This is a genomic window from Bacteroidota bacterium (genome assembly GCA_016713925.1).
Classification (GTDB): domain Bacteria; phylum Bacteroidota; class Bacteroidia; order AKYH767-A; family OLB10; genus JAJTFW01.
In genome coordinates this window covers 55,726-70,899 of the sequence record JADJOH010000002.1, presented here as the reverse complement: position 1 = coordinate 70,899, position 15,174 = coordinate 55,726, and the positions used below count along the sequence as shown (strand labels likewise).

At 40.9% G+C, this 15,174-nt stretch carries 10 protein-coding genes; 6 read left to right on the top strand and 4 right to left on the bottom strand.

Translation table 11 applies throughout. The features are described from left to right. Positions 1-17: 17 nt before the first annotated feature. Positions 18-1,445 carry a choice-of-anchor B family protein gene (locus tag IPJ86_00375; GenBank protein ID MBK7885799.1) on the top strand — a complete coding sequence of 476 codons (1,428 nt, stop codon included), beginning with the start codon at positions 18-20 and terminating at the stop codon, positions 1,443-1,445. Between the two features lie 24 nt (positions 1,446-1,469). Here IPJ86_00375 and IPJ86_00370 read toward each other — a convergent pair whose 3' ends face one another. Together IPJ86_00370 and IPJ86_00365 are read right to left on the bottom strand one after the other, a co-directional pair. Then, positions 1,470-1,910, bottom strand: a complete 441-nt coding sequence (locus IPJ86_00370; GenBank protein MBK7885798.1) for an NUDIX domain-containing protein — start codon at positions 1,908-1,910, stop codon at positions 1,470-1,472. Positions 1,911-2,362: 452 nt separating this feature from the next. Then, positions 2,363-3,745: a T9SS type A sorting domain-containing protein gene (locus IPJ86_00365; protein ID MBK7885797.1), complete on the bottom strand. Its 1,383-nt coding sequence runs from the start codon at positions 3,743-3,745 to the stop codon at positions 2,363-2,365. A gap of 416 nt (positions 3,746-4,161) precedes the next feature. On the opposite strand from IPJ86_00365, the gene IPJ86_00360 reads away from it, so the two are divergent. The 3 genes from IPJ86_00360 to IPJ86_00350 are packed head-to-tail and all read left to right on the top strand — an operon-like array spanning position 4,162 to position 9,418. Continuing rightward, positions 4,162-7,509, top strand: a complete 3,348-nt coding sequence (locus tag IPJ86_00360; GenBank protein MBK7885796.1) for a PAS domain S-box protein — start codon at positions 4,162-4,164, stop codon at positions 7,507-7,509. 13 nt (positions 7,510-7,522) lie between these two features. Next, complete coding sequence (locus tag IPJ86_00355) at positions 7,523-8,650, top strand: response regulator (GenBank protein ID MBK7885795.1); 1,128 nt, start codon at positions 7,523-7,525, stop codon at positions 8,648-8,650. Next, the gene (locus tag IPJ86_00350) at positions 8,651-9,418 is read left to right on the top strand and encodes a class I SAM-dependent methyltransferase (GenBank protein ID MBK7885794.1); all 768 of its coding nucleotides are present in this window, start codon (positions 8,651-8,653) and stop codon (positions 9,416-9,418) included. It begins immediately after the preceding gene. A 582-nt stretch (positions 9,419-10,000) separates the two neighbouring features. Here the strand turns inward: IPJ86_00350 and dnaK are convergent. Then, complete coding sequence (gene dnaK / locus IPJ86_00345) at positions 10,001-11,902, bottom strand: molecular chaperone DnaK (protein ID MBK7885793.1); 1,902 nt, start codon at positions 11,900-11,902, stop codon at positions 10,001-10,003. Positions 11,903-12,029: 127 nt separating this feature from the next. After that, on the bottom strand, positions 12,030-13,022 hold the full coding sequence (locus IPJ86_00340; protein ID MBK7885792.1) for a hypothetical protein: 993 nt from the start codon (positions 13,020-13,022) through the stop codon (positions 12,030-12,032). Positions 13,023-13,170: 148 nt separating this feature from the next. On the opposite strand from IPJ86_00340, the gene IPJ86_00335 reads away from it, so the two are divergent. Together IPJ86_00335 and IPJ86_00330 are read left to right on the top strand one after the other, a co-directional pair. Next, positions 13,171-13,857, top strand: coding sequence for a LysE family translocator (locus IPJ86_00335; GenBank protein MBK7885791.1), 687 nt, complete (start codon positions 13,171-13,173; stop codon positions 13,855-13,857). Positions 13,858-14,128: 271 nt separating this feature from the next. Continuing rightward, positions 14,129-15,163: a sugar transferase gene (locus IPJ86_00330; protein ID MBK7885790.1), complete on the top strand. Its 1,035-nt coding sequence runs from the start codon at positions 14,129-14,131 to the stop codon at positions 15,161-15,163. The last annotated feature ends 11 nt before the right edge of the window (positions 15,164-15,174 follow it).

Genomic DNA, 15,174 nt, shown 5'->3' with positions numbered 1-15,174 from the left:
TCAAATTAAAAAATCCGATGAAAAAATCAGTACAAAAATTAATGGCTTTTATTTTTTCAGTTTCCTTCCTTCAGGCCAATGCGCAAGTCGTTTACGATGCTCAAAATATTTCTATTCTTTCCAATTGGGACGATTCATTGGTTCCTGCCAACGTTCCCCCCTATGGGATTCGGTACAACGGTATCTGGGGCTGGGATGACGGTACCGGAAATGAATATGCCATCATCGGTGCAAATAATGGTGTCTATTTCGTGAATGTTACGAATCCGACTGCGCCTGTAACTTCAGATTTTGTGGCAGGGAAGAGAGATTCCTGCATCTGGCGTGAAATCAAAACCTATGATCACTATGCCTATCTGATCAGTGATGATGCTTCACCCAATAGTTTTCAAATTGTAGATCTTCAATATCTGCCCGATTCTGTTTCGGTGGTGTATGATGGAACTTCCATTTTCGAAAGAGGGCATACCTTGTTCGTTGACGGGAATAAATTATATGTCGGTATAGTCAAAGGCGGACAATTTGCGAATACCTCTGCAATGGCAGTATTTAGTCTGGCAAATCCGGAATTACCTACTTTTTTGAGATCATTAAATACAGATTATGGATCCTTGTTAAATAATAATCAGGTGCACGATATGTTTGTTAGAAATGATACCGTTTATGCCTCTTGTGCTTATGATGGTTTATTTATTTTCAAGTACAATACAGGGTCCAATAACTTCAGTCTGGAAGGTTCCCTGACCAGTTATCCTCAGCAAGGGTATAACCACAGCAGTGCTTTAACGGAAGATGGCAGTACACTGGTCTTTATGGATGAAGTTCCCAATGGTCTTGCCGTGAAAGTATTGGATGTGACCGATTTCTCTAATCTCACCATGAAATCAACATTCAGCAGCAATCCCGGACCTACACCGCATAATCCATTTATGGTAGGTACTACCTGTTATATCGCCTATTACCAGGATGGTTTACAGGTCTATGATGTAAGCAATCCCTTGTTACCGGTAAGAGTGGGCTATTTCGATACCCATTATCAGACCGCTATGGGTGGTCCGTATCCGGGTCTGGCTTACGAAGGGGCCTGGGGCGCATATCCTTATTTGCCGAGTGGTAATGTACTCGTATCTGATATGCAGAATGGCTTATTTGTATTGGATGTTTCTCAGATTACAGCATCCGTTCAGGAGCAGTCAGGAAACGTGGCTTTAAGTGTCTATCCAAATCCTGCGGGTGGTGATCAAAATTTCACAGTGCAATTATCAGGAATCAATACTACAGAATTCCAGCTTTCAATTCATGATATCTCCGGACGTTTAGTGTACCAGCAACTCCATACTGGTTTAAAAGCTGATATAGAGGCAAAATCATTTAGTTCAGGAATGTACACACTAAGTGTACTTACGGATGCGGGAAGAACAATAAAGAAGCTGGTAATAGAATAGAGCTACTGCTTTTTTTAAGTTCAATTAAAAGCCGTTTTCCAGAATAAATAGCGTTACCGGAATATCTCCCGGTGCGAATGTATATTGGGCAATTTCCTCAGGCCTTATCCAGGATATCAAGTCGTGATCAACGGGAATCATAGGCTGAAGATTCAGATATACTGCTGTATAAATGAGAAAATGAATATCAGTTTCCGGATAGCTGTAGTCATATACATAATATAGACTCAGCTGTTCAATTTCGACCTCGAATTCCTCAAATATTTCACGCCTAAGAGCGGTTGCAGTGTCTTCATTTTCTTCCACCTTTCCACCGGGAAATTCCCAGTAACCCGCTAATGATTTACCCTTTTTCTTTCTGGCGATTAAAAATTGACCGTTTTCATTGAAAATGATAGCAGCAACTACAGTAATTCTTTTATTTGACCTTGGCACAATCAAATATCTAAAAATAATCTTATTCAAGATTTAATTTGTTTCAAGTAGAGATCCAGTGGTGTTAAATCTTTAGATCTGGAGTCAACCCATCCGGCTCCATAGAAGCGACATGATTATAGCAACGTAGTTGCAAAACATCGGTAGCTCCGTAGGAGCGAAATTATTATAGCAGATAGCAAATCCAAAACCCCAACAGCTCCGTAGGAGCGAAATTATTATCAGATAGCAAATTATTATCCAAGACATTTTATCCGAATGCAATTTTCCGGTACGGAACGAAATTATTATCGGATGAAAATTTACGGAAGAAATTCGAACGACCCCGAACGACATACCGAACGACGGAACGAAATTATTATCGGAATGAAATAGTTAATGGCCTAGATGCGAAACAACCTGATTTCAGGTAATACATAAACAAGTAAGGCCCCGTTTCCGGAGCCTTCTTGTGCAAGCAGTTAATTAAGGGTTTGTACTAATTAATGAGTTTTAACGATACGAGTAACAGTGGTATGGTCACCTTGCTGAGCACTTACTAAATAAATACCATCAGTCAGGTTTTCACCAAATTCCATTGATCCGGCTTGAGTGTCATAAATCAAGTTCTCAATCGTACGTCCTGCCATATCAGTGATACGTACATCAACGTTTTGATCGGAATTGAATCCTTGCAACACCATGCGGAATGAACTTGCAGAAGGGTTAGGGAATACACTTGAAACCAATGAACCCGCCATACGTGTAGCAACACCGGCATTGTCATTAGATGGAGTGTTAACTACACCGATCTGGCAATAATTTCCATAGCAATAAGGTGTTCCGTCAATTACCGGACGTACTCTTACGTTGTAGAATTTATTCGCCTGAATAGCAGGAGTTACGTTTGCAAGGTTACACCAGCGACTAGAGGATAAATGTGTAAATGTTACACCGGGATTTGAAGTTTCTTCAAATTCGAACTCATATTCAGGAGCATTGATGTAAGTTAACACTAAATCACTCTTAATGCTATCCGTTGGAGTTAAATTGAAGTTGCCACAGAAATTAGAATTTAATTTCGGCTGGCGAATAGAACGTAAAACGATTCCGGGGCTGGTAAATGAACAAGCACCTCCGTTAAGACTAACAGTTAATGATACAGTAAGAGTATCAAGTACTGCGCCTAATTGAAGACCATCCATTAATACACTGATGTTTTGCGTGGTAGCACCTGTAGACCAGTTATAAGTGAATCCGGGATCAGCACCCAGGTTTACAAAACCGGGTTTACATACTGTAATAGGACTCAAAGCAGTAATAACAGGTTGGTATCCTGCATCAAATACTTCAACATGAACAGTTGCAGATGTTGAAGTACTGCAAGAACCAAATACATTGGCAACAGTTAATGTGTAATCGCCGGTTTGGCTTACAGTAATGTTTCTGGTATTAGCGCCTGTGCTCCAGGAATAATTACTGAAGAACTGACCGCCACTACCAAATAATGTAGCTGTCTGACCGGGACAAAGGTTGATTGGTCCTGTTGGGTTAATCGTTGCATTCGTATTAGGAATCACAAGGAAAGGAGCCCAATTACTGCGAACCAAAACCTGTACACCGTTTACAAATCCACGTACACTAACTCTGTAGAATCCGGTTTGAGTAATAAAGATAGAAGAAGTCGTTGCACCGTTATTCCAAGCATAAGTAAGAGGGCCATTTAATCCGGTAACCACAGCATCAAGCTTGGTTCCTGCACATACAATCGGTCCGGAAGGGACGATAGTGACACTTTGCGCCTGAACTGTTGCGCTCAAACTGGTCACCGTCAGAAATACACCCAGGGCATACTTCCAAACTCCGTTAGTAATTAATTTTGTCATAGTATTTTGATATAGTTAATGGTTTTAATGCCTTAAATTCATTGTAAGACTTAAGCAAATGTAGGGAGGTTTTACCTTTACTTGCAAGAGATAATTCATATATGTTCCCTTTTTTTCACGAATTGATTGTTAATGGTTGTAAACGTCTGTTTTTAAGAGGTAAAGAATACCTTAAATCGCTTCTTTTTATTCTAATTGCCAACGCATGAGGTTGATTTTCTTCTTTTTTCATTTCCTGCTCTGTCGTTAGAAATTGGATTTTTCAAAGTTTTTGTAATTCAAATTAGACCCGGCAGACTGTAGGAATAGTGTACATTTTCGATGCTTTTTAACTAACATTGCAAATAGATCTGACCCTCCCTAAACATCTTCTGCCACTTCCGGTGAAAATTTACTGCAAACTACTGATTCTGTTAATGTTAGTAAGTTTCCATGGCCATGAGGCTATTGGTCAACGCTTTAATTCTACCAATTTCTCGGTTTCAGAAGGATTGCCCGGTAATCAGGTAAATAAAATTATTCAGGATAAAATCGGACGCCTTTGGATTGGTACCATGAATGGCGCCTGTCGCTTCGATGGGAAAAATTTTCTGCGTTTTGACCCCGGAAATGTGCTGTACAATAATCCCGTTAAAACAATTTTTGAAGACAGGAATGGCAATATCTGGTTTGGGACTATTCGAAAAGGTTTGGTGAAGTATACAGGAACAGGTTATTCCAATTATTCCATTGAAGATGGCTTGCTGAGCAATAATATCAATGCCATTTGTGAAGATGATAAAGGAAACCTCTGGATCGGAACCAGTGAGGGGATCAGCAGATATGATGGTAAAACATTTTTTAATATTACCAATTCAAAAGGCCTTGTTAATAATAATGTATTTAATATTTATGCTGATAAAAAGGGACTGATCTGGATCGCTACTATTGGTGGTGTCTCGGTGTTTGATGGAAAAAATTTCAAAACCCTGTCTGTAGAAGATGGATTGCTAAGTAATATTGTTTATGCCATTCGCGAAGATGAAAAAGGGTTGATCTGGATGGGGACATATGAAGGTATCAGCATATGGGATGGACGTACTTTTAAGAATTATACTAAACCGGATGGTGTCCCCAACGAACGGGTGGAGGATCTGACGCTGGACCGCAATGGGCATTGGTGGTTCGGGACGTATGGTGGAGGTTTGACGAAATTGAAGGATGGAAAGTTTGAAACCTTTCGCCCCGGATTGGATGTAAATAGTAATATTATTAAATCAGTAATTGAAGACAGAGAGGGAAACTACTGGCTGGGTACATGGAATGGCATTTTTAAGTACAACGGCGACCGTTTTATGACCTATAATAGCAATGATGGCCTTTCCAATAATAATATTTTATCCGTTTTTCCCGATTCCTCAGGCAAAATATGGTTCGGTACATTGGCGGGTGGCGTGAATTATTTTGATGGAAGTGTGTTTAAAAGCATTACGACGAAGGATGGTCTGAGAAGCAATACGATCTGGTGTATTTCTAAAGATAAAGAAGGATATTTATGGTTTGGAACAACGAATGGCCCGGCCCGGTACAATCAGTTAACGGCAAAAATTGATTTGCCATATCCCGAGTTACAGCAATTGATTATTTACGCCTTCCTGAAGGATAAGCAAGGCTATTATTACTTCGGAACGGATAAGGGAATCTATCGTTATGATAAAGAAAAACTGCTGAGAATCGGAGTCGGTGAAGGGCTTGCTAATGATAAAGTGAGGGTGGTTTTCGAGGATTCCCAGGGTGTAATCTGGATCGGAACTTTGAAAGGGTTGTATTATCTGAAAAATGAAAAGGCCGTAAGTTTTGATGAAGAATATAACCTGCCCAAAGCTCCAATTACTTCAATCATTGAAGATAATAATGGAAACCTGCTTTTCAGTACTTATGATTTCGGAGTCATTCGTTATAGCCGCAGGAATCAGGCCGACCCGGTGAAGATGATTAACAAGCAACTGGGGTTGAACAATGAAAAAATATTGTTCAACTATCTCGATAAACGCAATAAATTATGGCTGGGTACTTCCGAAGGTGTCGACAATATCGACTGGGGATTGTATTTGCAGGAAGGAAAACTGAGTACTGTTCATTATGATAAAAGTAATGGCTATCTGGGGGTAGAAAGTAATGCTGCTTGTGAGGATCTTTCCGGGAATCTCTGGTTCGCCACCGTCAATGGCGCTATTCGTTTTAATCCCGATGCAGGTGAATTACCCGTTACCCTGCCCTTAGTAAGTATCAGTAATATTCAATTGTTTTTGGAGAATGTCAACTGGAAAAAATTTAAGGCAAAAGTGGATCCCGGAACCGGTTTGCCTGCTGATCTGATACTGCCACACAACTCCAATCACCTGAGTTTTATAACTACAGGTATTTATTTAACTGCGCCCGATGAAGTCAGATACCGTTATATGCTCGAGGGTTTTGAAGATAACTGGTCGCCACCGTCTAAAATTGGTACTGCCAGTTATTCTAATATCGGCCCCGGTTCATATATTTTTAAGGTACAGGCCAGCGTAAATGGGAGAGATTGGAGTACACCGGTCACCTTTAGTTTTACCATCAGACCCCCTGTCTGGAAAACACCCTTTTTCTATCTCATGTATGTGGTGGTGGGTGCCGGATCCGTATTGCTGGCCTATAAAGTCCGGACAAGGTCATTGCGTAAAAGTCAGGAATTGCTGAAGCGAAAAGTGGAAGCCAGAACACGCGAACTTCAGTCTAAGAACCTCGAACTGGCCAAACTTTCGTTGGTGGCCTCTGAGACAGACAATGCCGTTATGATTTTTGATGAGCACCAGGAACTGGAATGGGTCAATACCGGTTATTCGAAAATGACAGGTTTTACACTGTCAGAGGTGCGAAATAAGAAGGGAGTGACTTTAAGAGATTTAACAACCAATATGGATGTCCTTGACCATCTCGATGATTGTATCAGAATGAGGCGTTCATTCATTTATGAATCCGAGATTGTCCATAAAAATGGTCAGCATCGCTGGGCTTCTTCTACACTTACCCCGATTCTCAATGACCAGGGACAATTGAAGAATATTGTGGTGATTGATACCGATATCACCCTGAGAAAGCATATGGAAGAGCAAATCCGGTCAGCCCTGGAAGAAAAGGGACTGTTGCTGAGAGAAATTCACCACCGGGTGAAGAATAATTTGCAGATTATCATAAGCTTATTCAATCTACAAACCAGCTATGTGACTGATAATAATGCATATAAGGCGCTAAAAGAGGGCCAGGACAGAATCAAAAGTATGGCCCTCATCCATGAACGTTTTTATCAAACCGATGGGCTTTCCAAGATTGATTTTGATGACTATATCAAGCGACTGGCCGAAAATCTCATGCAATCGTTCCGCATTACTTCCGAACAGGTTTCTTTGATTATACATGCGGAGAAAATATCTTTGGACATTGATACAGCCGTTCCCTGTGGCTTGATCATTAACGAAATTGTATCTAATTCACTAAAACATGCGTTTAAAACAGAACGTAAGGGAGAGATACTTATTGAACTTGCACAACCGGTAACGGATCGGTTTAAATTAATGATCGCTGATAACGGTATTGGTATGCCCGAAGGGTTTGCCCTCGGAAAATCAGATTCATTAGGGATACAGTTAATTCAAGCTTTGACCGATCAGTTAGAGGGAGAGATGGAAGTAGAAAGTAGTCCCGGACAAGGAGTAAAATATATTATTAACTTTAAGCGCATCAGTTAACAAAACCTGCCGAATGACTAAAATTAAAATATTGGTAGTTGAAGACGAAAGTATCGTCGCTAAGGATATTCAGAAATCACTGGAAAAATTAGGCTATGAAGTTCCGGCTACGGCATCTTCTGCAGCATCCGCCTATGAAAAACTGGAACAGATACTTCCCGATCTCGTTTTTCTCGATATTAAATTGAAGGGAGAGGAAGATGGAATTCACATCGCTGAACATATCAAGGAAAAGTATAATATTCCTGTTATTTTCCTGACTTCCTATGTGGATCAGGATACCCTCGACAGAGCAAAGGTAACGGAGCCCTATGGTTATATAGTAAAACCTTTTAACGATTCTGATTTGAAAACGACAGTGGAGATGGCGCTCTTTAAATATTCACGCGATCGTGAAGTGAGAGAAAGTCAACACCGTCTGGCGAACGCGCTTGCAATGGTAGAAGAATGTATCGTGGTCATGGACACCGAGGGAAGAGTATCTTATCTGAATGAAAAGGCCGAAAATATGCTGGGGTACTCTACAGCCACGGCTATGGGATTGGATGCGTTTTCATTGTTCTCCATTGAAGCGGAAGGGGGAGTGTTGTTGAAGAAGGAGACGTTAATGGAGCAAATGAGGAAGAACGAATCCATTGAAAATAAAGAGTGTCATGTGCTGATTAAAAGAGATAATTCAAGTTTGAGTGTGGTGGTTTCTGCATCTTCAATTCATGATGAAAAAGATCAATTTTTAGGATGTGCGTTGATTATATCTGATAAGCAGTCCGCTAAATTGAAAACGCCGGATGTAGAAAATCAGGTGACTTTGCTGGATAATCAGATCATTCAGAATTCCTTCTTTGTTAAAAAGGGGTCAATGCTGGTGAAGGTGTATCTGGATAATATCTCCTGGATTCAAGCAATGGATAATTACGTGATTATTCAGACCAATTCCGATCAGTTTGTCATTCATTCTACCATGAAGGATATCGAAATGAAATTACCGGTAGCAAAGTTTTTGCGCGTCCACAGATCTTATATCATTCCTCTGGACAAAATAAATGTACTGGATGAAAATACAGTTTTGATTGGCGATAAAACGATTCCTATCGGGAAGTCCTATAAGGAAACATTTATGGCACGATTGAATTTTTTGTAAATGGATATCATTGCCTATAATCAGCAGGCCTGGGATGGTTTAGTGCGTAAAGGCGACCGCTGGACATTGCCTTACGGGGATGAGGAAATTGAACTGGCCCGTCAGGGAAAATTGAATTTAGTGCTTACGCCAAAAATTCCGGTTCCGATGAGCTGGTACCCTCCTCTTAAAGGACTAAATGTGCTGGCGCTGGCTTCCGGTGGAGGTCAACAAGTGCCCGCATTAGCTGCTGCGGGAGCAATCGTTACTGTTTATGATTTATCTGCAGAACAACTGCGACAGGATATAGAAACCTGCAATAAGTATGATTTAAAGATAACGGCCATTCAGGGAAACATGATGGATATGTCATCTCTGCCCTCCGATGCTTTTGATCTCATCTTTCATCCCTGTTCAAATTGCTTCGCTCCCGATTTAAAACCGGTTTGGGCCTCCTGTGCCAGAGTGTTGAAGAAAGGTGGTGTGTTGATGTGGGGATTTACCAAAGCCGAGAACATGTTGCTCTTCAAAGACCCTGCAACAAATATTTATACACTGAAATACAAAATGCCCTATTCTGATATTTCTTCATTGACAGAAGAAGAGCGATCTGTTTATACAAAGGAAAATGAGCCCTTGATTTTCGGTCATTCGCTCGAAGATCAGATTGGAGAACTCTTAAAAAACAACTTTCACCTCACCGATATTTTCGAAGATGATTGGGGTGGTGCAGAACCGGTGGACCAGTATTTTAAATCCTTTGTAGCTGCCAGAGCGGTGAAGGTTTAAGGTTTAAAGTTCAAGGTTATGTTTTTGTTTTTCCCCCCCCCCCGGGCCCCCCGGCGGGGGTCCCCCCCTCCCCCCTGGCGCGGCGGGAAGGTTCCCATGAAGAGGTATCGCATTTCGCGATTCTGCTTCATGGTTCAAGGTTTAAGTTCAAGCAGTAGTTAAACCTACTAATGCAACACTTCATCGTACCGCAACACTTTCTCAACTCAACCTCAACTTCAACCCAACCTCAACCGTATCTCAACCGTATCTCAACAGTATCTCAACAGTCTCACGTACCAACACTTCTCAACACTTCAACCGTATCTCAACACTATCTCAACCGAATCTCAACCGTATCTCAACCGTATCTCAACCGTATCTCAACCGTATCTCAACCGTATCTCAACCGTATCTCAACCGTATCTCAACCGTATCTCAACCGTATCTCAACCGTATCTCAACCGTATCTCAACAGTATCTCAACCGTATCTCAACCGTATCTCAACCGTATATCAACCGTATCTCAACCGTATATCAACTGTATCTCAAAAAAAAGACTGCCCGGAAACGGGCAGTCTTTTTTTAATTTTCACTCGGGAATTATTTTTCCTTTACCTCTTCATAATCTACATCGGTAACACCGTCGGCATTGTTTGAAGCATTGCCTGTGTTTTCACCTTGTGGCGCTTGTCCGGGCTCCTGAGATGCATTGTACAGGTCTTTTGAAGCTACCTCCCAGGCTGAATTGAGTGCTGTCATAGCCGTTTCTATGCTGGCCAGATCGCGGCTTTTATGCGCATCTTTTAACTGTGTCAATGCGGCTTCTATAGCACCTTTCTTATCAGCAGGAATCTTTTCACCAAACTCCTTCAATTGCTTTTCAGTGTTGAAGATTAAAGAATCGGCTTGATTTATCTTTTCAGTTTCTTCTTTTACTTTACGATCGGATTCAGCATTGGCTTCCGCTTCGCGTTTCATGCGTTGGATTTCTTCTTCATTCAATCCTGAAGAAGCCTCGATGCGGATATTTTGTGATTTACCACTGGCCTTATCCTTGGCAGTTACGTGCAGGATACCATTCGCATCAATATCAAAGGTTACTTCAATTTGTGGTATGCCACGTGGGGAAGGAGGGATGCCATCGAGGTGGAAGCGTCCAATAGTACGGTTATCACGGGCCATCGGGCGTTCTCCCTGCAAGACGTGGATCTCAACAGAAGGCTGATTGTCGGCTGCCGTAGAGAATGTCTCTGATTTACGAGTAGGAATGGTGGTGTTGGATTCGATCAACTTGGTCATTACACCGCCAAGGGTTTCGATACCTAACGATAATGGAGTAACGTCGAGAAGAAGTACATCTTTCACCTCTCCTGTGAGAACGGCTCCCTGAATGGCGGCTCCGACTGCTACTACTTCATCCGGATTTACGCCTTTGGATGGCTTTTTGCCGAAGAATTTCTCCACTAAATCCTGAATGGCAGGAATACGTGTGGATCCACCTACAAGAATGACTTCATCAATTTCATTGGGGGATAGCTTAGCATCGGAAAGCGCTTTTTTGCAAGGCTCCAGAGTACGTTGGATTAATTTATCCGCCAGTTGTTCAAACTTAGCGCGCGTTAGTGTTTTAACTAAATGCTTTGGAACACCATCTACCGGCATGATGTAAGGAAGATTGATTTCCGTTTGTGAAGAACTGGAAAGTTCGATTTTTGCTTTTTCAGCGGCTTCTTTCAAACGCTGCAAAGCCATCGGATCTTTACGCAAATCAAGACCTTCATCACTCTTGAATTCATCCGCCATCCAGTCAATGATGACCTGATCGAAATCGTCACCACCGAGATGTGTATCACCGTTGGTTGATTTTACTTCGAATACGCCATCTCCCAATTCAAGAACGGAAATATCAAAAGTTCCACCGCCTAAATCGAAGACCGCCACCTTGGTGTCTTTATGGTTTTTATCTAATCCGTAAGCTAGTGCAGCAGCCGTTGGTTCATTGATGATTCGCAGCACTTTTAATCCTGCAATCTCACCCGCTTCCTTAGTGGCTTGTCGCTGTGCATCGCTGAAATAAGCCGGAACAGTAATCACCGCTTCGCCTACTTCATAGCCCAGATAGTCTTCGGCGGTCTTCTTCATTTTCTGAAGTACCATCGCAGAAATTTCTTGCGGCGTGTACATGCGGTCATTGATTTTAACGCGCGGTGTATTGTTATCGCCTTTCACTACCTCATAAGGCATACGCGAAATTTCAAGACTTACTTTATCGAATGTTTCACCCATAAATCGCTTAATGGATGCAATGGTATGTTTTGGATTGGTTATCGCCTGACGTTTTGCAGGATCACCTACTTTACGCTCGCCATCTTTAATGAAAGCTACGATAGAAGGCGTGGTGCGGCGTCCTTCACTGTTTGGGATCACTACCGGTTCATTTCCTTCCATTACCGCTACACATGAATTGGTGGTACCCAGGTCGATTCCTATTACTTTTTTCATCTTGTTATTTTATTGTTTAATCCCCGCTAGTCAACTTATATGCCATTGCACAAATAGGTTGACAATGACAGGTAATTGATCCTAAAAGAGGAAAATTTACTGACAGAATGTCATAATGACAGGAGCCCTACTCAAAAATATGTCGGGTATAGGTCCCGTTCAATAGCGAGTCATAGGTGAGATCATTGAAGGAAATGGAGGGTATTAAAGTATCCAGCCGACAGGTGAACAAACCCTTGCCCTCACTCAGGTTGGTAAAGTCAGGAATAAAATTGACCGTGTTGTTGGGATTGTTGATCTGAATATAATTGTAGAAGTCATCCGTGGCAGCAGTAAAGAGAAAATCACTTTTAAAATCCTGTAATCGACGGGTAACGGTAGTGTCTTTCTTTATTTTTAAACCTAAAAACTGAAACACAGATTTCCCGTTGATGAGAAATTCCATGTCTTCTCCTCCCGTTAATGTACGTGAAGTGACGTAATCAAGCGGAAAATCGAGATATTTAGTTACAATGGCCTGAGTCAGTTTTTTCGTTTCAGAATAGCGTATGCGCATGATTAACCCATAAACTTTTCCATTTTTAGAACTGTTAAACCGAATGGTATAGGGATCGTCATCGGCAAGATTTACACGTGTGGTAGGGGTTAACGTCTTTTGGTAGAGCGGTTCAATGATACGGGTGATCCCGGTAACATTTTTTCCGGTTACATTATTGACGAAGCGTAAACGGTAAATGAAGTTCGAGTTTAAGCGGGTATTGGCAAGTTGGAAAACATAATGGCCGGCATCGGTAAATAGCCCTTCATTTTTAATGGAGTTGTAATTTACTGAAAAAGTATCCACATCAAAAGGAGCACTATTGGCAAATTGAAGTTTTTCAAGGTATAGACTTATATCATTAGGATTATAATAGGTGCTGTCGGTTTCCTGTGCCATTAAAAGGGCATTTCCGGCTCCTAAAAATGCTTTTTGAACCCTGATTTCAAAGGTAGTGCTTGCAGGATTAATCAAACCATAAATTACCGGAATTTCAGTATATTCTTCCAAAACATCAAGATCGTTATCGCATGACGTTAGCAGGAAACAAGCACTCAAAAGAAGTAGGGCAAGTTTTTTCATCCCGTCAAAAATAGGTCTTTACATCATATCTTGTATCGGTGGAGGAACTAAAATCCGGTTACCCCTCTTTTTCTTACCAAAAACTGATAATTATTCATGGTTGATGGCTTCTGAATAAAATTTATTGAAGTTTGATTAGTTTCGCTGCATGCTGGAAGCTGTATTATCCGGAATCAGTCTGGGATTGGTATTGGCCTTATTGGTTGGACCGGTCTTTTTTATGCTGATTGATACCAGTATTAAAAAAGGCTTTATGAAAGCGGTCATCCTGGCGGTAGGGGTGGTGTTAAGCGATGCTTTTTTTATTTGTTTAACCTACTTCAGTGCAACCGCTTTAGGTTTTATGAAATCCTATCAAACTGAAATTGGGATTGCAGGTGGAATTTTATTGGTGATTTTCGGGTTGGTGAACATTTTCAAAAAACCTCATCTCAAATCAACAGATATCGATTTACCGGACAATTCGAAATCTCCGCTGGTTGATATAGTAAAGGGCTTTATGATGAACGCACTCAATCCCTTTGTTCTCATTTTCTGGATTGGGGTATCAGGTGTGGTTTCGGCGAATGAAAATTATTCGGATATGCATATCGTTATGTTTTATCTGGTAGTGCTGCTGACCGTATTTTTAACCGATGTGTTGAAAGCCTGGCTCGCTGCTCGTTTGCGTCATTTTTTGAAACCCGGCCTCATTTTAATGATAAACAGGGTGAGTGGAGTAGGTCTGATCCTCTTTGGCTGCAGGCTCTTGTATCAAATCCTCTTCCCTGAAGGGTATTCAATTTCCACTGTAAGAAAGTTGAGAAAGTCTTACTTTTTTATGAACAATGTATAAAGTTCAAGTGATTGAAATTTAGGCATTTATATTAATTTAAGGTTGTGTTTTAGCCATAGAGAGTATCTTTTGAGTTGTTTTTCTACTGTAAGACTTGACACGTAAGGTTACTTTCCGTAAGTTTACTTTATGGCAGGAGCAGAGAGAAGGATTCATTTTTTTTCACCCTTTCTCAGTGGTTGTCTACCCAAAAAACTATCCGTTTAACAGAATAGAAACGCAGCCTGTACTCAGGTGTGTTATCTTGATGTGAAAAGCAGGAAATAGTCGAATGAAAGAAGCATTACTAAAAGATATTCAACCGGAAGTGAGGAAATTCCTCGCCAGGCATACGGACTTGAAGTCGGCACAAACGAAGGTGTTGATTACAACCACTGCCTTTAATGTGGAGGGTCTGGAAGAAGAAAATTGTAAGGCGATTATCAATCTCAAAAAAGTAAATGACATACGTTTCGTAAATAAGTTTCAGGAAGCCGTAAATGAAAAGCTTCCGAACGGAGGTGTCTACATTGGTTTTATCGAAACACAGGAGCAACGCAGACATCGACTATTAAGAAAATTCGTTCCCGGATTCGCGCATTTGTATTTTATTTTCGATTTCATCTTTAAAAGAGTATTCCCTAAGCTTCCTGTTTTTAAGAAGCTTTATTTTTTTGTTACCAACGGTAGAAACCGAGTAATGTCGAAAGCAGAAGCATTGGGTCGTTTGGCCTCCTGTGGATTTAAAATTGTCGATGTAAAAGTAATCGGGAACTATACTTATTTTGCCGGAAGAAAGGAACGTCAGCCTTATTTTGATCTGAATCCTTCTTATGGTCCTTTATTTACAATGAACCGTGTGGGAAAGGATGGCAAAATGATTCAGGTATATAAATTTCGTACCATGTATCCCTATGCCGAGTATTTGCAGGAATATATCTACGAGCAGAATAAATTGGCATCAGGTGGTAAATTTGCCGATGATTTCAGAATTACTTCCTGGGGTAAATTTATGCGTCAGTTTTGGTTGGATGAATTGCCAATGATTATTAATATTCTGAAAGGTGATTTGAAAATTGTTGGTGTAAGACCTTTGAGTAAACATTACTATAGCCTTTATACAAAAGAACTCCAGGATAAACGTATTGATTCAAAGCCGGGATTGTTGCCACCCTTTTATGTAGATATGCCTTCTACGCTTGATGAAATCATCGAGTCAGAACTGAAATATTTGCGGGCTTATGAAAAGCGTCCTTTCCTTACGGATATGCGTTATTTCTTTTCGATTTGCTCAAATATTATCGTTAGAAAAGCGAGAAGTAATTAATTCCCTTTTTG

What these genes read in the sequence shown, in the direction of transcription:
- IPJ86_00340 (MBK7885792.1), bottom strand. Translation starts at nt 13,022, where the DNA reads ATGAAAAAACTTGCCCTACTTCTTTTGAGTGCTTGTTTCCTGCTAACG.
- IPJ86_00335 (MBK7885791.1), top strand. Translation starts at nt 13,171, where the DNA reads ATGCTGGAAGCTGTATTATCCGGAATCAGTCTGGGATTGGTATTGGCC.
- IPJ86_00330 (MBK7885790.1), top strand. Translation starts at nt 14,129, where the DNA reads ATGAAAGAAGCATTACTAAAAGATATTCAACCGGAAGTGAGGAAATTC.
- IPJ86_00375 (MBK7885799.1), top strand. Translation starts at nt 18, where the DNA reads ATGAAAAAATCAGTACAAAAATTAATGGCTTTTATTTTTTCAGTTTCC.
- IPJ86_00350 (MBK7885794.1), top strand. Translation starts at nt 8,651, where the DNA reads ATGGATATCATTGCCTATAATCAGCAGGCCTGGGATGGTTTAGTGCGT.
- IPJ86_00355 (MBK7885795.1), top strand. Translation starts at nt 7,523, where the DNA reads ATGACTAAAATTAAAATATTGGTAGTTGAAGACGAAAGTATCGTCGCT.
- IPJ86_00360 (MBK7885796.1), top strand. Translation starts at nt 4,162, where the DNA reads ATGTTAGTAAGTTTCCATGGCCATGAGGCTATTGGTCAACGCTTTAAT.
- dnaK (MBK7885793.1), bottom strand. Translation starts at nt 11,902, where the DNA reads ATGAAAAAAGTAATAGGAATCGACCTGGGTACCACCAATTCATGTGTA.
- IPJ86_00365 (MBK7885797.1), bottom strand. Translation starts at nt 3,745, where the DNA reads ATGACAAAATTAATTACTAACGGAGTTTGGAAGTATGCCCTGGGTGTA.